The organism is Butyricimonas sp. RTP31003st1_G1_RTP31003_210430 (assembly GCF_040920905.1).
In the GTDB taxonomy this organism is placed as follows: domain Bacteria; phylum Bacteroidota; class Bacteroidia; order Bacteroidales; family Marinifilaceae; genus Butyricimonas; species Butyricimonas paravirosa.
Genome location: NZ_JBCOSQ010000075.1, coordinates 1 through 24,744 on the forward strand (window position 1 = coordinate 1; position 24,744 = coordinate 24,744).

Below are 24,744 nucleotides of genomic sequence, written 5' to 3' on the forward strand. Positions count from 1 at the left end.
GGGGGAGTTAGAGGGGGTAGTTTTAATGTCAGCGCATGCTGACATTGACAAAGCGCCCCGCCAGGGGTCCATTACCTTACAAACCTTATAAATTTTACAAACTTATTTAAATAGGGATTCCTCCCCTCGTTCCTTCTTCCGGATGGTAAAAGTAAGGTACGTGTTATTCAATATATCAATAGTCAGTAATTTCCCGGAAAGTACGCCGGGTTTCTCTAGTATGATTTTAATTGCCTCGTTCGCTTGAAGGGAACCGACAATTCCCGGTAATGCCCCGATGACACCCAGCGGTTGCGAGAAATTCTCGATCTCGTCATTGTACTCGAAAAGATCCCGGTAAGTGGGGCCGTTCTGGTAATTGAACACGGACACTTGCCCGCTGAACTCGCAAATGCTGCCGTAGACGAACGGTTTTCCCAGCTTCACGCAAGCGTCATTAATCAGGTAACGGGCGTGGAGATTATCTGTCGCGTCCATGACAATATCGTATTCGGGAATGATTTCCAGTGCGTTATCCAGTGATAACCGGGTAAAATATGGTGTAATCCGGGTGAATGGATTTAATTGTTTTAATTTCGTGGCGGCGACGGTGACTTTCGGAGTTCCCACGTGAGTCGTGTCGTATAATATTTGGCGTTGCAGGTTGGATTCCGAAACAACATCGTCGTCCATGATGCCGATATGGCCGATTCCTGCTGCCGTGAGGTAATATAATATAGGTGAGCCTAATCCCCCGGCTCCTACGACCAGTATGCTCGTTTCTTTAATTTTTTCTTGTCCTTGAATTCTAATGTCGTGTAGGATAATGTGTCGATTATAACGTTCTTGTTCTTGATTGGTCAGTGGCATCGGTAATGAAAATTCTAATTTATTCTACTCTTGTTACTTGCTTTCGTTAATGTGTTGTTTGACAAATCGGTTGACGGTGCAGATGGATACTTTGTATTTCTTGGCTATTTTCTTGTAAGGTACGCTGTTATCCATGAGTTCGATAATCTTCTCCTTGTTTTGTATCAACACGTTCAACTGCGGACAACTGCCATACGGGCGCCCCAGTTTTTTTCCCTCGGCCTTTCTTACCGCGAGAGCCTCTCTTGTCCGGATGGATATAAGATTACGTTCGATTTCCGCGACTAGCCCGAACGCGAATCCCAGGATTTTACTGTTCAGGTTATTCTCGAAAGTGTATCCTTCTTTCGTGCTATGAAGAACAATTTTACGTTGAATACAGGTATTGATGATATTCATGATGTCAATCAATGTCCTGCTCAATCGCGAAACTTCCGTGACGATAAGGCAATCACCTTCCTGCAAAGATTCCAGAAGATCGCCTAGTTTTCGGTCATTACTATGTACTTTTCCACTGACAACGTCATGATACCACTTGTCAATATCAAGTCCCCGGTGGGCTGCAAATTTCTTGATCTCCTCCTGCTGGTTTTCCAAATGTTGTTTGTTTGTGCTGACTCGCAAATATGCAACTACCATAATTAAAATGATTTTAGAGTATTAAAAAGACAAACGTAACAAAAGGAGAAGAATATTTATTGTTTTTCAAAAGTTAAAAGAAGTTATCAAACATATAATAATAAGGTTTGGCGGCTACCAAACCCTATTATTGTTAACTACATCCAAGCGTCCCAATCTTTCCACACGGGTTCATACCCTTGTGCTTTGATGGCCTCGACCATTTCTTGCGGGGTACGGTTATCGTTGATGGCAAATTGTTCCAGTTCCTTGTGGGGAACGACGTACCCGCCCGGCTCCGTGCTTGACCCGGCACTCATGGACGTGGCTCCCAAGTGCATCACGTGATCCCGGAATTCACGGCTTTCCCGCGTGGACACGGAGATTTCGGCTTGCTGGTCGAGCAAACGGTAGGCGCATATCAGTTGCACCATCTGCTTGTCGTTGATCGGGTCTTTCGGCATGAAGGCCCCGGCGTGTGGCCGCAGGCGGGGAAGAGAGATCGAGTACTTGGAACGCCAGTAGGTTCTTTCCAGGTATTTCAAGTGCAGGGCCGTGAAGAACGAGTCGGTGCGCCAGTCTTCCAGACCGAGCAATGCCCCGATACCCATTTTCTGAACCCCGGCCGTGCATACCCTGTCGGGAGTTTCCAAACGGTAGCGGTAATTTGCCTTCCGTCCCTTGGGGTGGTACTTGGGATATTGTTGTTCGTTATACGTTTCTTGGTACACGCATACGAAGCTCAATCCGGCCTCGTGTAACCGGGTGTAGTCGTCCGTGTCGAGAGGTTGCACTTCAAGGGCGATTTGCGAGAACTTGTCCCGTACCGCACGGATCACTTTTTCGTAGTAATCCACCGTGGTCACGGCAGGCGCCTCGCCCGACACGAGCAACAGGTGCTTGAATCCCCACCCGGTAATGACGTCGGTTTCCGCCTGTACCTCTTCGAGAGTAAGCATTTTCCGGTGAATATCGTTATCGTGGTTGAAACCGCAGTACACGCAGAAATTCGTGCAGTAATTGGAAACGTACAGGGGAATGTACAACTGGATCGTGTTCCCGAATCTTTCCAGAGTCAGACGGTTAGCTTCCACGGCCATGTCCTCCAGCAACGGTGTTGCCGCCGGGGAGATCAACGCCATAAAATCATCTAACGTGCGATGCGGGTTATTGATTGCCGCGATAGCATCGTTTTTCGACTTATCCATGATGTTCTGTTTCACATCGTCCCAGTCGTAGGTTTTCAAGGTATCGTAAAATGAAGTCATTTACTTGATGTTTAAAAGTTTGTAAAGTTCATCAGGTTTATAAGGTTTTGTTTCGTGTGCTAACAACCCCCTCTAACTCCCCCTTACACAGGGGGAGGATGCGCTACATTGAAATATTGAAGCGACTTCTTGCGTTCGTTTCTCCCCCTGTGTAAGGGGGAGCCAGAGGGGGTTGTTAGCACACGAAACAAAACCTTATAAACCTGATGAACTCATTTAATCCAAAAATGCCGTTAACGGGGAGCTGGCCTGTGCGTGGCGGTATTGTTTGGCAAGTTTTGCCTCGAATGCCATGCGTCCGGCCTCCACGGCCAGTTTAAATGCCCGTCCCATTTCTACCGGGTTAGGCGATACGGCAATAGCGGTATTCACCAGCACTGCGGCAGCACCCATTTCCATGGCAGCGGCGGCGTGGGAGGGGGCCCCGATTCCGGCATCCACGATTACCGGGACGTTACTCTGTTCAATGATGATCTCCAGCAGGTCGCGAGTCACCAGTCCCTTGTTCGTGCCGATCGGTGCGCCTAGCGGCATTACGGTGGCGGCTCCGGCATTTTCAAGGTGTTTGCAAAGTACCGGGTCTGCTTGAATGTAGGGTAATACCACGAAACCCAGTTTAGCCAATTCCTCGGTCGCTTTCAAGGTTTCGATCGGGTCCGGCAACAGGTACTTGGGATCGGGATGTATTTCCAGTTTCAGCCAGTTCGTGCCGAGAGCCTCTCTCGCCAGTTGTGCAGCGAACACGGCCTCTTTGGCGGTTCTCACGCCGGAAGTATTGGGTAACAAGGTGATATGAGGTGCTTTCAGGTGAGCCAGAATATCATCGTCCTTACCGTCCATGTTCACGCGTTTCAGCGCGACGGTTACGAGTTGTGATTCGGATGCCAGGATGGCATCTTCCATCAGTTGATTCGACGCAAATTTACCGGTTCCGGTAAATAAGCGTGAGGTAAATTCTTTGTCTGCTATTTTTAAAGCCATACTAATTTTAGATTTTAGATTTTAGATTTTAGATTTTAGATTGAACTCCTCCGTCAGCTTCGCTGCCACCTCCTCTATAAACAGAGGAGGAGCTGGTTACTCTTCCCAAAGATGGTGAGTAACTTAACTCTCCCTCTGTTTATAGAGGGAGTACCCCGAAGGGGGGAGGGAGTTCTTTTATTTTCAATTGTTCCACCATTTTTCTCGTTTTCCCCGTTATATCCTCACTGTTTTTAAGCAGGGAAGAGAGGGCGATGCCCGTTACTCCTGTGTTTAGTATCGGTTGAATGTCATCCTCTCGGATGCCCCCGATGGCGTGGACGGGGAGATAGATGCCCTCTTCCCGGCAGGCCTCCATGATCTTCCGGTAGCCTTCGAGACCGAGGACCGGGCTGAGACGCTTTTTCGTCGAGGTGTACGTGAATGGTCCCAGACCGATGTAGTCTACCTGTTGACGAAAACGGGTCACCACGTCATCAAACGTGTTGCACGTTCCCCCGATAATCTTCGAGTAACCGAGAATCCGGCGTGCTTCGAGGGGATTCATGTCCTCTTTTCCCAAGTGTACCCCGTCGGCATCCAGTTCAAGGGCGATGTCCACGTTGTCATTGACAAGGAACAGGGCCCCGTGACGTTTACAAATCTCTTTCACGGTGCGTCCGACACGGATAAATTCTTCCCGGTCAGCCTCTTTCATCCGTAGTTGCACCCATCGACATCCTCCCTTGCACACGGCCTCCACCTGTTCGGGAATAGAAACTCCCTCCTTGTGGTCGGTGATGTATTGCAAAGGAATCCGGTACAAGTCAACTTCCGGGGCGGTGCTTTCCATACGGTTATGCATCCCCAGGTTCGTGTCGTTGGAGCGGATAAATCCCGCCACGTAGTGCTGCCCCAGCCGACAAGCGTCGGGGAGGGGATAGCCGAGCGTGAGATATGAGGCGATGGCCGAGGAGAGAACGCATCCCGTCCCGTGTTTCCCGTGTCTTGCCCGTGTTACCGAGAAGGTGTACACCTTGTCCGGGGTGACCAGTCGGTCGGAGGCCAGCGCCCCGTCATTATGACCGCCTTTCCAGAGGATATTGAGGTTCAGGCCGCGGGCCAGCGCTTGCAGGCTTTCCACGTCCGGGTGATTCCCGAAAAGTGTTTTCAGCTCGTCCGTGTTCGGGGTAATCAGGTATATCTCTCGAAGTATATCCTGCAACTGTGTTAAATTCTCCCCGTCATGGAACTGGAACCCGGCGCTGGCTTTCAGTATCGGGTCCCAGATAATCCTTACCTTGGGGAGAGCCGTCCGGAGATAGTTCACCACTTGTTCCAGCGTGTCGAAACTTTCGATCAACCCGATCTTGACGTAAGCGGGGCTGAACTCCCGGAACAGGACTTCGCATTGCCGGATGATCTCGTCCGGCGTGAGCCACTTCGTCCCGAGGTATGTGTTTTGATTCTGGAAGGTGATGGAACTGCTCGTTCCAAGTCCATATACCCGGCAACTTTCGAACGTCTTGATGTCAGCCGTCACCCCGGCCCCGGAACTTTGGTCGAATCCGGCAATACTTAGCACCTCGTCGGGCAAGATATTGGTGAAACGAGCAACGGCCTCCGACGGCTGTTCCCACACGTGTCCCAGCAAGGCGACCCCGCGGAATCCCATTTTCCGGCATTCCGCGACTTTTTCTGCGGTGATACCTCCCAAGGCGATCACGGGTATGCGTCTCTTTTGCAAGTTTTCCTTCAGGTATTCCGGGGCGAAGGCCGACGGGTATCCCTGTTTGGAAATACTGTCAAATACCGGGCTGAGAAAGACGTAGTTCGGCTCGAAAGGCAGAGCGTCGATTTCCTCGAAGGAGTGACACGACACGCTCACGTGGGCGAGTCGATCCCGTCCGGTGAACGTCCGTGCCTCGTTGTATTTCAGGTGAATCCCTCTTAACCCGAACTCTTCAGCCAGTTCGAAGTGGTCGTGCAGGACGACACGTTCTCGGAAATGCGGCCGGATACCCCGGATGTAATGTTCCAGCGTGTCCCGGTCTGCTCCCGGCTTTCGCAGGTGCAGCAAGTGCAAGCCGCTTTCAAAGAGTCTGTTCACGATATACTCTTCGTCAGGCAGGGTGTGGGGAGGAGTGATGATTACGATCATGTGTATGTGGTTTGTAAGATTTGTAAGGTTCATAAAGTTTATAAGGTTCTGCACGTGCTGACTACCCCTTACTAATTTTAGATTTAGGGATTTTAGATTCCAGCCACACAAGGCCAACGTTTTAACTACCCCCTCTAACTCCCCCTTACACAGGGGGAGGATGCGCTGCATTGTCACATTGGAGCGACTTCTCGCATCCGTTTCTCCCCCTGTGTAAGGGGGAGCCAGAGGGGGTAGTTTTAACATTCGTCAGCAATATAAGTTACCAAAGTACGTCATAGACCTTACGAACCTTATAAACCTTATGGACTTTATGAACTTTATTCTTCCTGTTCATTTATCTTTTTTCTCAACTTCTCGCTGGCACGCATGGAGCAGAAATGTTCCCCGCACATGGAGCAGAAATGAGCCTCTTTGTGTCCCTCGGCGGGTAACGTCTCGTCGTGGAAACGCAAGGCTTTTTCAGAATCCAGTGCGAGATGGAACTGGTCTTTCCATCGGAACTCGAAACGGGCCTTGCTCATGGCGTAATCCCGGTAGTAGGCGGCGGGGTGGCCTTTGGCAAGGTCGGCGGCGTGGGCGGCGAGTTTGAAGGTAATCACGCCTTCTTTCACGTCGTCCCGGTTCGGCAGCCCGAGGTGTTCCTTCTGGGTCACGTAGCAGAGCATGGATGTCCCGAACCAGCCGATCATGGCACCACCGATGGCGGAGGTGATGTGGTCGTAGCCGGGGGCGATGTCCGTCACGAGCGGTCCGAGGGTGTAGAACGGGGCCTCGTCACACCATTCCTGTTCCAGTCGCATATTTTCCCGGATTTTCTGCATCGGCACGTGTCCCGGTCCCTCGATGATCACTTGCACGTCATGCTTGGAAGCCACCCGGGCCAGTTCTCCCAGCGTTTTCAACTCGGCAAGTTGTGCTTCGTCGTTCGAGTCGGCGATGCAACCGGGACGCAACCCGTCACCGATGGATACCCCGACGTCATATTTGGCGAGAATCTCGCAGATGTCCTCGAAATGTTCGTACAAGAAACTTTCCCGCTTGTGGGTCGTACACCAGTGTGCCATGATGGCTCCCCCGCGGGACACGATTCCCGTGAGGCGTTTCAGCGTCAGCGGCACGTGGTGCCAGCGCAACCCAGCGTGGATCGTGAAGTAGTCCACGCCTTGCTCGGCTTGCTCGATGAGCGTGTCGCGGTAAATCTCCCACGTGAGGTCTTCCACCTTGCCCCGCACCTTTTCCAGTGCTTGGTACAATGGCACGGTTCCCACGGGTACGGGCGAGTTACGGATGATCCACTCGCGTGTCTCGTGGATGTTTTTCCCGGTCGACAGGTCCATGATCGTGTCGGCTCCCCAGCGGAAAGCCCACACGGCTTTTTCCACTTCCTCGGAAATAGACGAGGTGATGGGGGAGTTCCCGATGTTGGCGTTGATCTTCACGAGGAAGTTGCGCCCGATGATCATCGGCTCGCTCTCCGGGTGGTTGATATTCGCGGGGATGATGGCCCGCCCGGCGGCCACTTCCTGACGCACGAATTCCGGGGTGATATATTCCGGGAAGTTCGCGCCCAGCGGCTCGCCTTTCTCTTTCTTGTAGGCCTCCCGGATCTTGTCGACCATCTGGTTCTCGCGGATGGCGATGTATTCCATTTCCGGGGTGATGATTCCCTGACGGGCGTAGTACATCTGCGACACGCGGTGTCCCGGTTTCGCCACTCTCGGCGTGGTGTTCACGTGTTCGAAACGCAAGGCATCGAGCGAGCGATCATTTTGGCGCGCCCGGCCGTACTCGGAACTCAGTCCTTCCAGTTTCACGGTGTCATTCCGGTCGGCAATCCATTGTTCCCGGATCTTGGGCAGTCCCTTGTGCAAGTCCACCGTGTAGTTCGGGTCCGTGTAGGGTCCCGATGTATCGTAAACCACGACAGGCTCGTTTTCGATCTTCGTCCCGTCCGTGTCAACCGTGGGCGTGAGGTTAATCCGGCGCATCGGCACCTCGATGTCGAACATCTCACCCTTCACGTAAATCTTTTCCGACCCGGGTAGCGGGCCGCTTGAAATGGTAAATTCTTGGCTCATATCTTAATTAATTTACTAATTTTATCTTTCAACTTTTAGTTTTTAACTTTTATCTTTTCTTTCATCCTCCCTGTACTGCCTTGATGATGATAATTTTGCTACCATCTTGAAGCACGGTTTTTCCCCAGTCGGGACGGGGAATGACGTTGAAGTCTACGGCGATGGCAATGTTGCCTGTCGGGATGGCGTTGGCTTCCAGTACTTCGGGGAGTGTCGTGCCGGGGGCACATTCGAAGGATTTATCGTTTATAAATACTTGCATTGTATATAAATTTTTAATTTCCAACTACCCCCTCTAGCTCCCCCTTACACAGGGGGAGAAACGGACGCGAGAAACGCCGCAATGTTACAATGTAGCGTGTCCTCCCCCTGTGCAAGGGGGAGCCAGAGGGGGTAGTCCACTCTAAATTCTAAACTTTTTTTAATCTTCCGGGAAGTCTACAATGAAATCCAGCTTGTATTATAACTCTTTCCCTCCGCCGGCATTACCCGGATCAGGTTCATGGGTATAATCTCAGCCCGTTGTATTACCCTGCCTTCTCGTGGCAGGTAGAAGTGTCGGGAAAATCCCTCGCTTCTTAGGCACCCCTTCAGAATATCTCATGGCAAAGCTACGGATAAATTTTAATACCTGCAACGACAAGTATTAAAAAGTTACAGGAGATGCTACCCCTTAACTTGTGACTTCATCGGCTGATAGGATTTCCCACAAATGTTTTTTCATGTCCACGTGGCCGTTGGGACGGAAAGTGACCCCTTCGTTTTCGAGTAGCGTCCGTTGTTCGGTCCATCCCGGTGCGGTCTGTCCGGCACTGTTCACGACACGGTGGCAGGGGAGCGTCTTGTCGTCCGGGGATTGTGCCATTGCCCGGCCTACCCACCGGGCGTGTTGCGGTCGTCCCGCCAGCGCGGCGATCCTGCCGTAGGTGAGTACTTTTCCCCGCGGGATCTGCCGGGTGATCTCGTACACGTCGTTGAAAAATTCCCGTAATGTTTCGTCCATATTCAATTCTTGCTCCAGCGTAAAGGTATTAAATTTATCGGTAACAACAGCTCGTGCAGGCTCGTTTCGTGTCAGGGCATGAAGGTGGGAAATCAAGGAACGTGCGGGGGTATAAATAGAGCCTTTTTTCTTGACAAAAGTAAGAAATAATGGGATTCCTGCCAGTTCTCGTGTAAGATACTGGTTATCTTTACTGTAGGTTAACGTCACCTTCGGTAGTCATTCGGTAAGTGTTCGACAAGTGTTCGATAAGTGTTCGACAAGTGTTCGATAAGTGTTCGACAAGTATTCGATATAAAAGCGAACACTTACCATGCATGATTTGGTAATTTAACGAAAATTTAGTATATTTGTTGTTAAGGTGCCTTTAAGCATTGTTGGAGGATTACAGGAACGTTTAACAAGGAGGTGTTATGAAAAAGAAGAAAAAAATCACGCGGCCGGCCGGCAAGCGACCGGAAACCACCCGTTGCGACGGGGTGACCACGTACTACCGGAAAGGTAAAGTATGCCATTGCAGTAGCAAACGCTCCCCCGGGTCGAGCGAGGAACGTGACCGCCGCCGCATCGCCCGTACCTTGAACCAGCGCCAGCGGGCCAGCGTGTTCGCCCTCGTGTCGCGGCTCGTGAAAATCCTCATGCGAAAGCTGCAGGACTTCAACGCGTGGGTGTCCCTTGCGAAGACAACGAACATGACTCCTGCGAATCTCTGCCACAAGGTCAACGGCACCGCGTGCGACGAGAACGGCGTGGCGAATTTCCGCGCCTTCATATTCAGCGTCGGGTGGCTCGCCGTGCCGCTCTTCACCCGCGTCACCCGTCGCGGCTGGGAGATCACCATCGAGTGGCGACCCCACGGCGTCCCCAACGAGACGAGGGACAAGGACACGCTTGTCATCGGCTACTTCTACGATTCCTTGCCCGATGCGCCCCGCGTACTTCACTTGCCCAACGTCACCCGCGTCGGACGGGTAGCCACGTTCACGCTGCCCGATCCAGTGACGGCAACCGGCAAGCCCCTCTCCCCGGACGAGATCGTCCACCTTTATCCCTACGTGGCGGGTTCCGGGCAGGACGAGTTTTCCACTTCCGTCTATCTCCGTGTCGCCTGCGATGCCAACGAGATTCTAGGGTGAGATTGCGCCTTGAATGTTTTCCTAGTTTATAAGGTTTATAAACCTTATAAACCCTAAAATTCCGAGGTAAAGTGGAACACCAGTTTCTTGTAATTCACTTGCGCCATTTGCAGCATGTACTGTGATTCGGCGAGAAATACGTCACGGCCCCACTTGTCCTTGGCCATGTACTGTGCCTTGTGGAGACGGAAATCTTCCAGTTCCTTCGGGTCGAGAGCCTCGATCCAGCAAGCCTTGTAAAGGTTGATATTTTCCCAGCGACAGGCGGCGCTGTACTCGTGCAGCAAACGGTACTCGATAACCTCGAACTGGAGCGCACCTACGGTTCCAATAATCTTACGATTGTTGAACTGGTTCGTGAATAATTGAGCCACCCCCTCGTCCATGAGCTGGTCGATACCCTTGGCCAGTTGCTTGGATTTCATGGGGTCGGCGTTCTCGATGTATTTGAAGAGTTCTGGGGAGAAACTGGGAATACCCTTGAAATGAAGTTTCTCGCCTTCCGTCAGCGTGTCACCGATCTTGAAGTTACCCGTGTCGTGAAGACCCACGATGTCACCGGGGTACGCCTCGTCGATGATGGATTTCTTGGACGCCATGAACGCCGTGGGGGTGGAGAACTTGAGGTTTTTGCCCAGACCGACGTGCAGGTAGTTGGTGTTACGCCGGAACACGCCGGAACACACTTTCACGAAAGCGATACGGTCGCGGTGGTTGGGGTCCATGTTGGCGTGGATCTTGAAGACGAAACCGGTGAATTTCTCCTCGTCCGGTTGCACGAGACGCTCGTCCGTCTCGCGGGGAAGCGGGCTGGGAGCGATCTCGATGAAACAATCCAGCATCTCGCGGATACCGAAGTTGTTCAGTGCCGATCCGAAGAACACGGGGGCCAGTTGCCCGTCAAGGTACGCCTCCCGGTCGATGGCAGGGTACACTTCCCGAACGAGTTCGAGGTCTTCCCGCAGCTTGTCGGCCGAGCGCTCGCCGATATGCTCGTCGAGTTCGTCGGAATTGATGTCGTTGATCTCGATGCCATCCTGGATGGTCTGCACGCTTGCCGAGTAGAGGCAAAGGTTCTCGCGGTGTATGTTGTAAATGCCCTTGAACTGGTCGCCGTTACCGATAGGCCAGCTTAACGGGGTGACTTGTATTTGCAATTCTTTCTCGATCTCGTCCAGCAGGTCGAACGGGTCCTGACCGGGGCGGTCGAGCTTGTTGATAAACACGATGACCGGGGTTTTGCGCATCCGGCACACTTGCATCAACTTGCGGGTCTGCGTCTCCACGCCTTTCGCCGAGTCAACGACGATGATCACGCTGTCGCAGGCAGTCAGCACGCGGAACGTGTCCTCGGCGAAGTCCTGGTGACCGGGGGTGTCAAGAATGTTGATCTTCACGTCCTTGTACTCGAAACCCATGACGGAAGTGGCCACGGAGATCCCTCTTTGGCGCTCGATTTCCATGAAGTCGGAGGTGGCCGTTTTCTTGATCTTGTTCGACTTCACGGCTCCTGCCACGTGTATGGCGCCACCGAAAAGCAATAATTTCTCCGTTAAGGTCGTTTTACCCGCGTCGGGGTGACTGATGATACCGAACGTGCGTCGTTTTAATATTTCTTCCTTGAAACCCATGCTTATTACGTGTTTTTTTTAGCGGGTGCAAAGATAGTTTTTTTTTCGGAAAGTTTATAACGCTCGGGAATAAAGTCTATGGGGTTCACGACGGATATAAAGTATTTATGTATAGTTATTTAAATTAACTAGAGTTGTCCCGGGACTAGGAGACCCGGGATAACGTGAACCGTTTGTATCCTGTTACAGATCACTAAAGACAAGAGGGAGGGTCCAGATCTCGCCGCCTTCCTCTGCGCCCGTGTCACGACGTGTCTTGAAGAGTTTCGTTTTTTTCAAGGCTTTTGCTAGTGCGTGCAGGTCTTTGAGGGTGACATCCGGTGCATTCCTCAGGAAAAACCTAAATTCGAGGATGTTGCCTTTATCATCAAGCAATAGCATGATATGTACGCGATTCCCTTTCAATTCCTTGATTCGCTCGGTGGTAAACACGGAACGGAAGAAATCCAAGCGGTCTTTAGCTAGTTCTAAGTTGGAATGTTCGCGACATTTCATGGCCCAGCGAGCCTCATTGTTTGTCGAGTCTTCTACGATTTGTAGAGTGCGGTCGTACGTGTAAATCGTGTTCTCTATTTTTACTTTTGAACGTTTACCGAATTCCTGTTCCATGCGGTTTTTCTGTGCTAGAACGGATGCACAAATCGTAAGAATGGCAAGTAGTAGAATCGTCTTTTTCATAATATGTAATTTATTAATTGTATAAATATTCTAATAATCGAGCCCCGCAATGCTCTGGTATCCCATAAGAAGAGTTTTTTGTGGCAAAGTCTTCAAGAAAATCGTCATAAGTGAGGCCAGATATTCCTTCCATTATGGTATCGTAAACACGTGCCGTTACGTAGAATTGATCAAAGATTTTTAATAGCCAGTCCATGTACAATTTTCCGTATTGAGCACCTATTCCTCTCAAAGGAATACCGTCATTTAAACCTAAGCAGTCTTGGAAGAATTTTGCTTCAAATTCGATGTCAGCTTTAGATCTCCCGTAAATACCATCGTAAGCTAAATCTTGTATAAAATGTATGAATTCTTCAGGAAAAGCGTCATGAACAACATATTCATCTCGGAAATACATCATTTTGAATTTAGGTTCGTAAGCGGCAACAGAATTATAGTCATCTTGGTATATATAAATATATTGTATTCTCGTGTCATTTATAAGTATTAAATCATACATATATCTATATTCTTGAATAGACATTATTTCAGAAAGAATTTCATTTATAGGTTCTTGAAGAATTAATTCACAAGTATTTGAAATATCCCAATATAGGGTATAAGACCGAGATAGACTTTCATCGTTTTTTTCTATAATTTCTTCTTCGAAGGGGAACGAATTTTCATTGGAACATGAAAATACCCACGGTAGTAACAAAAGAATAATGATTTTTTTCATAGTTATTGGTTTATATTATCACGATAAAATTACAATCTTTTTTTAAAACGAATAAATAGAGAAAACAGGGTACAACGATTGCTATTTTTTATTCGATTCTTTGTAAAAAGAAGTTGCCTAACAAGTCTTTGGAGGAGATAGGTATCAATATCGTAGCTTTGCAGGTAATATCATAATATGACGCATTGTCCTGGGGACAGGGACAACGCATCACGTGTCAATCCTGTCATAGTTCGTCGAAGACGAGAGGGAGGACCCAGATCTCGCCGCCTTCCTCTGCTCCCGTGTCGTGGCGTGTCTTGAAGAGTTTCGTTTTCTTTAGGGCTTTCGCTAGCGTGTGCAGGTCATTGATGGTGATGTCCAGCGCTTTATACAGGAAAAACTTAAACTCGAGGATGTTGCCTTTGTCATCAAGCAATAGCTTGATATACACACGATTTCCTTTCAATTCCTTGATCCGTTCGGCAGTGAACACGGAACGGAAAAAAGTCGAACGATCGGTGGCTAGTTCCAAGTTAGAGTGTTCACGGCGTTTCATGACCCAGCGTGCCTCGTCATTCGTCGAGTCTTGTAAAATTTCTAGCGTGCGGTCGTATTTATAGACCGTGTTCTCGATCTTTATTTTTGAACGTTTATCTAGTTCCCGTTCCACGTTGTTTTTCTGTGCGAAAACGGAGGTGCCAGTCATAAGGATGGTAAATAGTAAAATTATCTTTTTCATGGTTATATGGTTTAAATTATTAATATAAATATTTTAATAGTTGAGGATCAAAATGCTCTGGTGTTCCATAAGAAGTGTTGGCTGCGGCAAAATCTTCAAGAAATTCATGATAGGTAAGACCAGATATTCCTTCCATTATAATATCATAAATAAATGCTGTTATGTAGAATTCGTCATAGATTTTTAATATCCACTTAGTGTATAAATCCCCATATTGATCCCCTGTTCCTCTTAAGACAGCACCATTATTTAAATTTAATAAATCTTGGAAGAATTTTGCCTCAAATTCGATGTCAGCTTTAGATCTCCCGTAAATACCATCGTAAGCTAAATCTTGTATAAAATGTATGAATTCTTCAGGAAAAGCGTCATGAACAACATATTCATCTCGAAAATACATCATTTTGAATTCTGGTTGATAAGCGGCAACAGAATTATGGTTGTCTTGGTATATATAAATATAGTTTATTTTCGTGTTATTTATAAGTATTAAATCATACATATATTCATATTCTGGAATATTCATTATTTCAGAAAGAATTTCATTTATAGGTTCTTGAAGAATTAATTCACAAGTATTTGAAATATCCCAATATAAGGTATAAGACCGAGATAGACTTTCATCGTTTTCTTCTATAATTTCTTCTTCGAAGGGGAATGAATTTTCATTGGAACATGAAAATACCCACGGTAGTAACAAAAGAATAATGATTTTTTCATAGTTATTGGTTTATATTATCATGATAAAATTACAATCTTCTTTTAAAACGAATAAATAGAGAAAACAGGGTACAACGATTGCTATTTTTTATTTGATTCTTTGTAAAAAGAAGTTGCCTAACAAGTCTTATGAAGTGGCTACAAGCTACACTTCCTCCAATTTCAGGGGGTACTTCATTTTGGAGGAGATAGGTATCAACTTGTAACCCAAAATTTGGCAGGGGTGAATTTTTACTTTCAATTCTTTATCGTAGCTTTGCATATAATATAAAAAGTAAGCTATGGAAAAGTATATAGGAGCGCACGTGAGTGCATCGGGAGGAGTGGAGAACGCGCCGTTGAACGCCCACGAGATCGGGGCGACGGCTTTTGCCTTGTTCACGAAGAACCAGCGGCAGTGGAAGGCGGCACCGCTGACGGCGGAGAGTATTGCGCTGTTCAAAGAACGCTGCGAGGAATTCGGGTACACGCCTCGACAGATATTGCCGCACGACAGTTATTTGATTAATCTCGGTAACCCGGACGCGGAGGCGTTGGAGAAGTCGCGGGAGGCTTTCCTCGACGAGATGCAGCGCTGCGAGCAGTTGGGGCTGGATCGGTTGAATTTTCACCCCGGCAGCACGTTGAAGAAGATCAGCGACGAGGAATGTCTGGCGCTGATCGCGGAGTCGATCAACTTGACGCTGGATAAGACCCGTGGCGTGACAGCGGTGATCGAGAACACGGCGGGACAGGGATCGAATCTTGGCTACACGTTCGAGCAGATCGCCTATATTATCGACCGGGTGGAGGACAAGAGTCGGGTGGGCGTCTGCATTGATACCTGTCATTCTTTTGCCGCGGGTTATGATTTGGCGACATCGGGAGGATTCACCGAGACGTTCGAGCATTTCGACAACGTGATCGGGTTCAAGTACCTGCGGGGTATGCACCTGAACGATGCCAAAAAAGAGCTGGGTTCACGGGTGGACCGCCACGATAGTTTGGGAAAAGGAACGTTGGGCATAGAGCCTTTCAAGTGGATCATGGAGGACGAACGTTTTGACGGTATTCCATTGATACTGGAAACGCCAGACGAGGCGTTGTGGCCGGAGGAAATACGGATGTTGAAGGGTTTCGTGAAATGATACCGGTGCGTGCGTCTGTGAAATGGTTGTTGACAGCGGTAGTTGTCCTTTCGGGGATGCCTCTCGTGGCACAAGTCTTGTCGGGGGAAGAGGGTATGCTTGAACGAGGAGGGAGCCTCCCCGGTGAGGTGAGCGTGGAGGCGCTTGTCGATAGCGTGACCCGGTGGGGACGGACGGAACGGGAGAAAGTGATCGTGCTGGCGGGATGGTTCCGTGAGTATATGGCGATTGACGCCGGGAAGTTCCTCACGGGAGGGCCGGACGGGGATTACCGCGAGGTGTTGAAGGAGAGGAAAGGAATTTGCGGGGATTTCACGGGGTTGTTCGGGGAGTTATGCAACAGGCTGGGGATCGAGAACGAGCGGGTGGAAGGGTACGTGGCGGAGGATGGTCGGGAGCGTGGAGAAACGTGTCAGCGGACGAATCACGTGTGGAACGCTGTGCGAGTGGCGGGAGAGTGGTGGCACGTCGATATGATGTGGGCCGTGGGAGCGTTGGGGAGAGATGCGGCGGGGGAATGGGTGTTCAGACGGCACTGGAACTCGGAATATGTGTTGACACGGGGAAAGCAATTTCTGACCACTCATATGCCGGCTGATCCGGCGTGGCAGTTGACCGACAGGCCGTACGCCATGGACGCTTTTATCGAGGGAAATTTGGCGGATGGCGAGCGGGGAGATTATTATAATTACACGGATAGTATTGCGGCTTTCCGGCGCTTGCCGAGGGATGAACGACAGATGCTTTTTGCCTGGCGGGCGAACCGTTTTAACCCGCGGAACAAGGAGGTGATGGCGGTGACGTACTATAACGAGGCGGTTTTCCTGTTGAATTATAACCGGAAGACGCGGGCCGTGTTGACCCGGGCGAGGGAGTATTTCAGGATTGCGGAAGAGTACGCTAGGGATTTGCCCGGCGTGAAAGAGAGTATTGACGAGGGACTCCGGAACGTGGAGGCTCTAATTAAATAGAGGATGAAAATATTACATACTTCAGACTGGCACCTTGGAAAGCGGTTGAATGACCGGGAGCGTGCCGGGGAGCAAGTGGCCGTGATGGACGAGATCGTGCGGGTGGCTGACGAGGAGGCCGCGGATGCGGTGATCGTGGCGGGGGACTTGTTCGACACGTTTAACCCACCCGTGGAGGCGATCGAGTTGCTTTACCGCACGTTGCATCGGTTGGCACGGGGTGGGCAGCGTTTGGTGGTGGCTATTGCCGGGAATCACGATTCACCGGACCGGGTGGATTCGCCCGACGTGTTGGCACGGGAGAGCGGGATTTTCTTTGCCGGGAACCCGATGATCGTGTCGCGGGAGACGCAAACGGAAGGCGGGGTGACGTTGGTCCGGTCGGACGAGGGGTTTGCCGAGTTCCGCTTACCGGGGTTCGATTACTCGTTGCGGGTGCTACTTACCCCTTACACGAACGGGCAACGGGCCAAGCGCTACATGGGTGCGGAGGATGCTGACGAGGGGTTGCGGGTTTTCCTGCGGGATCACTGGGCAGGGTTGGCCGACAAGTATTGCGACACGGAGGGGGTGAACCTGTTGGTGGCCCATCTTTTCATGGCGAGGGAGGGCGGTGAGTTGCCCGAAGAGCCGGAGGACGAGCGACCGATCAATATCGGTGGTGCCGATGTCGTCTATACTTCGTTGATTCCCCCCGCCATACAGTACGTTGCGCTGGGACACTTGCATCGCCGGCAAACGGTGGACACGGAGCCTTGTCCCGCAGTATATAGCGGCAGTCCCTTGAGTTACAGTTTCAGCGAGGCCGAGCAGGATAAATACGTGACGCTCGTGGACCTTGAACCGGGATGTCCGGCTCGTATCAGGAAGCGTCGGCTGATGAGCGGGCGTCCCTTGGTGCGTCGTCGTTTCGAGGGGGTGGAGGCTGCCTTGCAATGGCTTGCGGAACATCCCGATACGTGGGTGGAACTGACCGTTGCCACGGATACTTTCCTCACGGCGCAAGAAGTAAAATCCCTGCACGCCGCGCATGACGGTATTGTTTGTATCATCCCGGATGTGCGTGACGCTTCTCTCGTGAACGATCGAGTGGCTTCTATCCACGACTTGCGCTCGGACGTTAACGCCCTCTTTGCCGAGTACTTCCGCCAGCGCAAGGGACAGGAACCGAATGAAGAAATCAGGTCACTTTTCCGCGAAGCGTTGTCGATGGATGGCGATTCGAGGAAAAGTGACAGTTAAAAGATAAAAGTTAAAAACTAAAAGATGAAACTTTCTAAATTATCCCCCGTGTTTGTCTTCGGTAAGTTACAGGTTCTATCATTTTTAATTTTCAATTTCCTATGTTGCCCGTTAAATTAACCCTTGAAGGTATTTACTCCTACCGGGAGCGCCAGACGATAGATTTTACTCGATTGACGGAGGCCCGGTTGTTCGGGATATTCGGTCCGGTGGGGAGCGGAAAATCGACGATATTGGAGGCGATGATCTATGCCATTTACGGTACGATTGACCGTTTGAGTAATGACGTGAAATATAACGTGATGAACCTGCAATCCGACCGCCTGTTCGTGGACTTCGAGTTCTGGGCGGGAGAGGACGGACGATTGTACCGGGCGACGGTGGAGTGTAGGCGGAACAAGAAAAGGTTCGCTGACGTGAGTTCGCCGAAATACCTTTACCACGTGTGGGAGGGTGACGAGTGGTTGCCCTGTATGCGGGAAGAAGTGGTCGGGGCGATCGGGCTGACGGCACAGAATTTCAAGCGGGTGGTGATTATCCCGCAGGGGAAGTTTCAGGAGTTCCTGATGTTGCGGGACAAGGAGCGTACCGATATGATGATGGAGCTTTTCGGGGAACTCCGGCGCTACGATCTGGGTGGGCGGGTGGCTTACCTGGAGGGGGAGACGACCCGGCGGGTGATCGATTTGCGGGGACAACTCACGGGATTGGGCGAGGTGAACGGAGAGCAGTTGGCCGAGCGGAAACAGCGTTACGCGGCCTTGCAGGAAGAGATTGCCGGGGTGAAAAAAGAGATTCACGAGGGGCAGGAGCAAGTGGAGAAGGGGAAGAAAGTGAAACAACTCACCGACGAGCGGGTGGCACGACAGGAAGAGGAACGAAAGCTGTTGGAACGACGGCAGGCGATGGCGGGTTTGCAGGCTCGCGTGGACGAGTACGAGCGATGTTTGCAACAGTTCCAGCAACCGTTGAGCCGTCACGACGAGACGGGGCGGCGGTTGGCAGAGTCTGTACGGGTGCTGTCCGGTTACCGGGAGCAACTGACCGCTAAACAGGCCGAGCTTACCCGTTTCTCCGGGCAATTCTCTCAATTGAAACAGGCATACGAGGGACGGGATGTGTTGAAAGAGCGTGCCGGACAATTGGAACGGTTGCTGCATTTACGTACGATAAGCAAGGAGCAGGATGAATTGAAGGAGCGACACCGCAAGGGTGAAGAAATCGTGGTGGCGACGAGGCGGGAGATCGAGGAGTTGCAGGAGCGGTTACGAGAACAGAAAGAGAGGTTAGAGCAGTTAAACCAGTCGATTCCCGATATGAAGATGTTATCGGACATTCGGGAATGGTATAATATACAACAGCATCTCCGGGAAGAGTTGACCCGTTGGCAGGAGGAGTTAGTCGGGGTGGATAAGGAAATCGCCCGGGAGGAAGGGGAGGTGCGGATGGTGCAGGAGCAATATCCCGCGTTTGGGGCGTTACAGGCCATGACATACGAGGTGTTGCAGGAGGCTTGCCGGGAGAGGCAGGAACAACTTGCCGCCACCGTGCAAAAGATGCGGGAGGAGTGGTTACATTTAAGTACCCGCCAGCGATTGGTGGATTTTGCGAGGGAGTTGTCGGAGGGTGAACCTTGTCCCCTTTGCGGGGCCTTGTCGCATCCCGCACCCTTGCACGCCACGGAAGTCGAGGGGGAGTTGAAGGAGAAGGCCGACCGTGTTGCGGGCTTGGAGGAAGAAGGGAAGATGTTGGAACGGATGATGTCCCGTCTGGCCGTGATCGGGGAACGGTTGCGATCGGCAGGGGAACGGAAAGAACAAATCACCCGACAGCAGGCTGTTGTGCGGGAACGGTTACGGGAGCATCTGACCTGTTTCACGTGGGAAGGGTTTACTCCCGATAATATGCAGCACTTGACAGATGAGATGAACCGGGTGGCACTCTTGAATAAAGAGAAAGGGGAGCGGGAGACGGTATGCGGGAATACGGAGAAGAGCATCGAGCAGAAACGAGTGAATCTTGAAAAGTACGTCGCCCGTCTTGACGAAATCAGCCTGGAGATCGTGCAGCGGGATTCACAGGCCGAGTTGTTGCGGGAGCAGCAGGCCGGGTTCGATGAAAAGGAGTACGAGGGGTTGCCCGACACGGAAGTCGGTAAGGAGCTGGAAGGATGTAGGCAGCGTTTCGAGCAGGTCGGGCGGGATTATCAACGGGATGCCGCTCGGTTGCAGGTGATCGAGGCGGACTTCCGGAAGTGGGAAGGGAGCGTGGAGGAAAAAAGTAAGGAGGTGACCCGTTTGCAGCAGGAATTGGAAGAGGAAGTACAGGAACTGAATCGTTTGTTGAAAGATTCGGCTTATCCCGATCTGGCTGCGGTTCGGGAGGTGCTGGCCGCTAAGCTGGATTTGCCCGGGGTGCGGGGAGAGATTAACCGTTACCGGGAGCAGGTTCACGCCGTGCAGGTTCGGAAAGCGGAGTTGGAGGTGTTGCTTGCCGGGGTGTCTTATAACGAGGAAGAACACGTTGCGCTATGTCAACGGGTGGAGGCTGCGCTGGTACGGGAACGGGAGATGCTGGCAGAACAGGGAGCTTTAGGGAACCAGATCAAGGATATGGAAACCCGTGTGGCGGCCCGGGAGAAGATTGGGCGGGAGTTGGAAGGTTTGGAGTTGCGGTTGACGAATTTGCAGATGTTGAAGGGGTTGTTCCGGGGAAATGATTTCGTGAAGTTCGTTTCGTCGATTTACTTGCAGAATCTCTGTAACGCGGCGAACGAGCGTTTTTACCGGATGACCCGCCAGCGCTTGAAACTGGAGTTGAGCGAGGAAAATGATTTCGTGGTACGTGATTTCATGAACGAGGGACGGGTGAGGAGCGCCCGCACGCTTTCCGGGGGACAGGTGTTCCAAGCCTCGTTGTCTCTGGCACTGGCATTGACGGATAATATCCGCCATCTGACAGGGAGTAGCCAGAACTTTTTCTTTCTGGATGAGGGGTTCGGTTCGCTGGACCGGGAGTCGTTGAGTGTCGTTTTTGAAACCTTGAAATCTTTGCGGGCCGAGAACCGGGTGGTCGGGCTGATCTCCCATGTCGAGGAAATGCAGCAGGAGGTTCCGGCATGTTTATTCGTGGAGAACACGGTGGAGAGGGGAAGCGTGGTGATAATTGAAAATTGAAAATGAAAGAGTTCATAAGGTTTGTAAAGTTTGTAAGGTTCATAAAGTTTAATGGACCCCGCGGGCGCTTTACTGGCGGCAGCTTGAGCTGCCGATAAGCACAGTTCAAAGGACACCCGTCACTTTATTAACTTTATGGACCTTATGAACTTTATAAACTTAATTGAATATGGTAAAGGTCGGTTTGTTATCAGATACTCACGGGTGGTTGGACCCGAAGATCGTGGAGTTTTTCAAGGATTGTAACGAAGTGTGGCATTGCGGGGACATCGGGGACGTGGCGATTACGGATGCACTGGCGAAACGGTTCACGTTACACGCCGTGTACGGGAATATTGACGGGGGTATATTACGCCGGATATTCCCGGAAAAAGAGGTGTTTTATTGCGAGAACGTGAAAGTGGTCATCACTCATATCGGAGGTTACCCGGGGCATTATGACCGGAAGATTGCGGAGACGTTGCGGCGGGAACGCCCGCAGCTTTTCGTGTGCGGTCACTCGCATATTGCAAAAGTGAAGTATGATCAGGCGTTGGGATGCCTGCATATCAATCCGGGGGCAGCCGGGAAATTCGGGTTCCACACGGTACGGACTGCAGCCCGTTTCGAGATTAATGGGGAACGGATTGAAAACCTTGAATTGATCGAGTTGGAAAAATAAATAATTTAAGAGTCTGTTAGGACATTTAATGCTTTCTGTTTGTTACATTTGTGCAAATTACACGTAGAATAGGAAGAACATAAAGTATATAATAAAGTATGAAAAGAGTATTACTATCGGCGGTTGCATTGCTAATCGCCTGTTTGAGTTGGGAAAATGCTGACGCGCAACGAAAGCCCCGTGAGGTGCAGGAACAAGCGATTAAGTACCAGCGATTAATGCAAATGATTGATGCCGCTTACGTGGATACCGTGAATCTGAAGAAATTGACGGAAGATGCCATCGTGAAGGTACTGGCTGATTTGGACCCTCATTCCGTGTATATTTCCAAAGAAGAGGTTGAAGAAGCGAATGAACCGCTGGACGGGGGCTTTTTTGGGATCGGGATACAGTTTAACGTGCTTAACGATACGTTGCTGGTCGTGGATGTGGTTGCCGGGGGACCTTCCGAGAAGGTGGGCTTGCTGGCCGGAGACCGAATTATTGCCGTTGACGGGGAGAATATCGCCGGAATCGGGATTAGCAACACGGACGTGCGGAAACGGCTGAAAGGAGAGAAAGGGTCTATCGTGAAGGTGAAAGTGAAGAGAGGCGGTGAGATCATTGATTTCAATATCACACGTGACATGATTCCGATTTATAGCGTTGATGCCTCTTACATGATCGATAAGAATATTGGATATATCAAGATTGCCCGTTTTGCCGCAACCACGGTGGAAGAATTTGAAAAGGCCGTGACCGAATTGAAAGCGCAGGGTATGAAAGACCTGATTATCGACCTGCAAGGAAACGGGGGCGGTTACATGGGTGCCGCTATCGGTTTGGCCGATCATTTGCTTGACGGGGAGAAGTTGATCGTGTACACGGATAGTCCCGCTTTCGGGCGTATGGGCGAGTCGTCCACACCGGCCGGGTTGTTCCAAGACGGCCGGGTGGTCGTGTTGATTGACGGGAACTCGGCCTCTGCCAGCGAAATCGTGTCGGGAGCGGTGCAGGATTGGGACCGTGGGTTGATCGTGGGACGTCGTTCTTTCGGTAAGGGACTTGTGCAACGGCAGTTCCCGTTGACGGACGGTTCTATGGTTCGTCTGACGGTGTCGCATTACTTCACACCGTCGGGTCGGTGCATCCAGAAACCTTACAAGGGGAAGGATTATCAGGCCGAGGTGTTCGAACGGTATAATAGTGGCGAGATGTTCAGTGCCGATAGTATCGAGTTGACGGATTCCACGAAATATTACACGAAGAAGGATCATCGTCTGGTTTACGGTGGGGGTGGTATTATTCCTGACGTGTTTGTACCGATTGACACGGGGATCAATTACAGCTACTTTAATCGTTTGCTGGCAAAGGGCGTGATCAATGAATATGTGTTGAATTACGTGGACAAGAACCGGGAGTCGCTTAAAAAGAAATACCCGAAGTTCGAGATGTTCCAGAAGAATTTCCAGGTGACAAGTGATATGATTGATGAGATCGTGAAAAACGGCGAGAAACAAGGCGTGAAGAAGGATGAGAAACTTTTCACCCCGATCGTGCCGGAAATCAAGTTGTTCGTGAAGTCGCTGATTGCCCGTGATCTTTGGAATATGAACGAGTTGTACCGAATCTCCAACGAGGAGAACAAGATACTGAAAGCTGCCGTGAAGGCATTGCATGACGGGACGTATGGGAAGATTATCAAGTAACGGGACGTTACTTGATAAGTTGCAGGTTGGCAGGTTACAGGTTTCGGGGATTTGAATATTTGGGCCTCAACTTGTAACCTGTTAATTTGTAAGCGAACTAAAAAATGAGTTTTTAAGTTTGATCTTTTGGCCTGTTTTTTGTTGCAAATATTTATTAATGTTAACAGTTATGGCGTGTATAGGGTATTTTAACCTGTAACTTGTAACCTGTTAACTTGTAACCGAACTGAAAAACGAGTTTTTCAGTTCTACCATATTAACCTTAAATTTAGTGGAATGAAGAAGTTTTTATTAGTGGTGCTTGCCATGGTCATGTTAGGTAGCGTGCAGGCCCAAACGTCGTTTAAAAACAAGGTGGAAGGTTTAACCGGGACGGAATTCTATTTTGGTCCGAAGTTCGGGTTTAACGTGGCAAGTATCAGTGACGGTTTGAACAAGAGTAAGTTTAGTTTCCATCTAGGAGCTTTTGCCGAGTTTAAATTTAATGATCTTTTCGGTTTGCAGACGGAGTTGATCTATTCTCGTCAAGGAGATAAAGGAAAGTCCGGGGGTGTGAAGACATGGGCCCGCGTGAATTATTTGAATATTCCTGTTTTGGCTAAATTTTATGTTTGGGAAGGGGTTAGCGTTGATCTCGGGCCGCAACTGGGTTTTGCCTTGAATGGTAAGAATAAAACAAAATCCGGGGGAACGGAAGTGAAAACGGATATTGATCATTTAAACACGGTGGATTTGAGTTTTGCTATGGGGTTGTCTTACGATTTCAACATGGGATTGGTTGTTTCTGCCCGTTACAATTTGGGGTTGACGAACGTGATCGAGAAAGATAAATTCGGTGGTAATAACCAGAATCGGGTGTTCCAGTTATCAGCCGGTTGGAAATTCTAGGCGTTTACCGTGGAATATAGAAACTCGTAAGTTTCATGACGTGAGATAGATGAGTTTTACTGAAAAGACCGCACTTTGAATATTCAGGTGCGGTCTTTTTATTTAATATCGTGTTGTTGCTTGTAAGTCAACTAAAATAATTAATAAGACTGATTTTGAGGCTTGGAAGGTGTGATTTAGGTATGAAACTAGGGCTTGTTTCGAGTATTATTTAACGAAGGTTTATAGAGATCGTCCAAAACGACTTTTAGAAAGTCATGCTCGAAGAACAATTACTATCGTTTAACCATTGATTACAAACATATTAAACCTTATGACAACTTTTTTGGTAATTAAAAGAAAATAACTACATTTGTAATATCAAAAAAGGTTCGTTTAACGAATCAAAAAATGATAGTGTAAAGTGGTTGTCAGACCCGTAAAGTGGGGACTGGTTGCAGGGACTGT

General features: G+C 49.9%; 21 protein-coding genes and 1 riboswitch. Of the genes, 8 read left to right on the top strand and 13 right to left on the bottom strand.

Annotation, left to right across the window (positions count from 1 at the left end; all coding sequences use genetic code 11):
- Positions 1-102: 102 nt before the first annotated feature.
- The 8 genes from AB5542_RS18040 to AB5542_RS18075 form a co-directional block, all read right to left on the bottom strand.
- Positions 103-849, bottom strand: a complete 747-nt coding sequence (locus AB5542_RS18040; RefSeq protein WP_279040418.1) for a HesA/MoeB/ThiF family protein — start codon at positions 847-849, stop codon at positions 103-105.
- A 33-nt stretch (positions 850-882) separates the two neighbouring features.
- Positions 883-1,488, bottom strand: coding sequence for a recombinase family protein (locus AB5542_RS18045; RefSeq protein WP_027202688.1), 606 nt, complete (start codon positions 1,486-1,488; stop codon positions 883-885).
- 137 nt (positions 1,489-1,625) lie between these two features.
- Positions 1,626-2,735: a 2-iminoacetate synthase ThiH gene (gene thiH / locus AB5542_RS18050; protein WP_279040415.1), complete on the bottom strand. Its 1,110-nt coding sequence runs from the start codon at positions 2,733-2,735 to the stop codon at positions 1,626-1,628.
- A 216-nt stretch (positions 2,736-2,951) separates the two neighbouring features.
- A complete protein-coding gene (locus tag AB5542_RS18055) occupies positions 2,952-3,716 on the bottom strand; it encodes a thiazole synthase (protein ID WP_034503127.1) in 765 nt (254 codons plus the stop codon).
- A gap of 139 nt (positions 3,717-3,855) precedes the next feature.
- The gene (locus tag AB5542_RS18060; RefSeq protein WP_279040414.1) at positions 3,856-5,856 is read right to left on the bottom strand and encodes a thiamine phosphate synthase; all 2,001 of its coding nucleotides are present in this window, start codon (positions 5,854-5,856) and stop codon (positions 3,856-3,858) included.
- Positions 5,857-6,176: 320 nt separating this feature from the next.
- A complete protein-coding gene (gene thiC, locus AB5542_RS18065; RefSeq protein WP_118304979.1) occupies positions 6,177-7,937 on the bottom strand; it encodes a phosphomethylpyrimidine synthase ThiC in 1,761 nt (586 codons plus the stop codon).
- Between the two features lie 61 nt (positions 7,938-7,998).
- Complete coding sequence (gene thiS / locus AB5542_RS18070) at positions 7,999-8,199, bottom strand: sulfur carrier protein ThiS (protein ID WP_087419968.1); 201 nt, start codon at positions 8,197-8,199, stop codon at positions 7,999-8,001.
- 191 nt (positions 8,200-8,390) lie between these two features.
- A riboswitch (TPP riboswitch) is annotated at positions 8,391-8,537 on the bottom strand.
- 73 nt (positions 8,538-8,610) lie between these two features.
- Entirely contained in the window at positions 8,611-8,940 is a 330-nt protein-coding gene (locus AB5542_RS18075; RefSeq protein WP_118305091.1) for an MGMT family protein, read from the bottom strand.
- 413 nt (positions 8,941-9,353) lie between these two features.
- Between AB5542_RS18075 and AB5542_RS18080 the strand changes: the two genes are divergently transcribed.
- Complete coding sequence (locus AB5542_RS18080; RefSeq protein WP_279040410.1) at positions 9,354-10,076, top strand: hypothetical protein; 723 nt, start codon at positions 9,354-9,356, stop codon at positions 10,074-10,076.
- Between the two features lie 53 nt (positions 10,077-10,129).
- On the opposite strand, the gene AB5542_RS18085 is transcribed toward AB5542_RS18080, so the two are convergent.
- The 5 genes from AB5542_RS18085 to AB5542_RS18105 form a co-directional block, all read right to left on the bottom strand.
- Entirely contained in the window at positions 10,130-11,707 is a 1,578-nt protein-coding gene (locus AB5542_RS18085; RefSeq protein WP_270542471.1) for a peptide chain release factor 3, read from the bottom strand.
- Between the two features lie 183 nt (positions 11,708-11,890).
- The gene (locus AB5542_RS18090; RefSeq protein WP_087419976.1) at positions 11,891-12,385 is read right to left on the bottom strand and encodes a hypothetical protein; all 495 of its coding nucleotides are present in this window, start codon (positions 12,383-12,385) and stop codon (positions 11,891-11,893) included.
- Positions 12,386-12,398: 13 nt separating this feature from the next.
- The gene (locus AB5542_RS18095; RefSeq protein WP_279040407.1) at positions 12,399-13,103 is read right to left on the bottom strand and encodes a hypothetical protein; all 705 of its coding nucleotides are present in this window, start codon (positions 13,101-13,103) and stop codon (positions 12,399-12,401) included.
- A gap of 226 nt (positions 13,104-13,329) precedes the next feature.
- Positions 13,330-13,824, bottom strand: coding sequence for a hypothetical protein (locus AB5542_RS18100; RefSeq protein WP_118305854.1), 495 nt, complete (start codon positions 13,822-13,824; stop codon positions 13,330-13,332).
- 19 nt (positions 13,825-13,843) lie between these two features.
- Positions 13,844-14,524 (bottom strand): hypothetical protein, encoded by a 681-nt coding sequence (locus AB5542_RS18105; protein ID WP_279040404.1) that lies wholly within the window; start codon positions 14,522-14,524, stop codon positions 13,844-13,846.
- Between the two features lie 301 nt (positions 14,525-14,825).
- Here AB5542_RS18105 and nfo point away from each other — a divergent pair, with 301 nt between their 5' ends.
- The 7 genes from nfo (at position 14,826) to AB5542_RS18140 (ending at position 24,297) form a co-directional block, all read left to right on the top strand.
- On the top strand, positions 14,826-15,671 hold the full coding sequence (nfo, locus tag AB5542_RS18110; RefSeq protein WP_279040403.1) for a deoxyribonuclease IV: 846 nt from the start codon (positions 14,826-14,828) through the stop codon (positions 15,669-15,671).
- Positions 15,668-16,642, top strand: a complete 975-nt coding sequence (locus tag AB5542_RS18115; protein WP_279040401.1) for a transglutaminase domain-containing protein — start codon at positions 15,668-15,670, stop codon at positions 16,640-16,642. Before nfo ends, AB5542_RS18115 begins: the two co-directional genes overlap by 4 nt.
- A gap of 3 nt (positions 16,643-16,645) precedes the next feature.
- The gene (locus AB5542_RS18120; protein WP_279040399.1) at positions 16,646-17,884 is read left to right on the top strand and encodes an exonuclease SbcCD subunit D; all 1,239 of its coding nucleotides are present in this window, start codon (positions 16,646-16,648) and stop codon (positions 17,882-17,884) included.
- A 101-nt stretch (positions 17,885-17,985) separates the two neighbouring features.
- Entirely contained in the window at positions 17,986-21,060 is a 3,075-nt protein-coding gene (locus AB5542_RS18125) for an AAA family ATPase (RefSeq protein WP_279040397.1), read from the top strand.
- 169 nt (positions 21,061-21,229) lie between these two features.
- Positions 21,230-21,721, top strand: a complete 492-nt coding sequence (locus tag AB5542_RS18130; protein WP_087419982.1) for a metallophosphoesterase family protein — start codon at positions 21,230-21,232, stop codon at positions 21,719-21,721.
- 98 nt (positions 21,722-21,819) lie between these two features.
- Complete coding sequence (locus tag AB5542_RS18135; protein ID WP_270542459.1) at positions 21,820-23,409, top strand: S41 family peptidase; 1,590 nt, start codon at positions 21,820-21,822, stop codon at positions 23,407-23,409.
- Positions 23,410-23,685: 276 nt separating this feature from the next.
- Positions 23,686-24,297, top strand: coding sequence for a porin family protein (locus tag AB5542_RS18140; protein WP_087419984.1), 612 nt, complete (start codon positions 23,686-23,688; stop codon positions 24,295-24,297).
- The last annotated feature ends 447 nt before the right edge of the window (positions 24,298-24,744 follow it).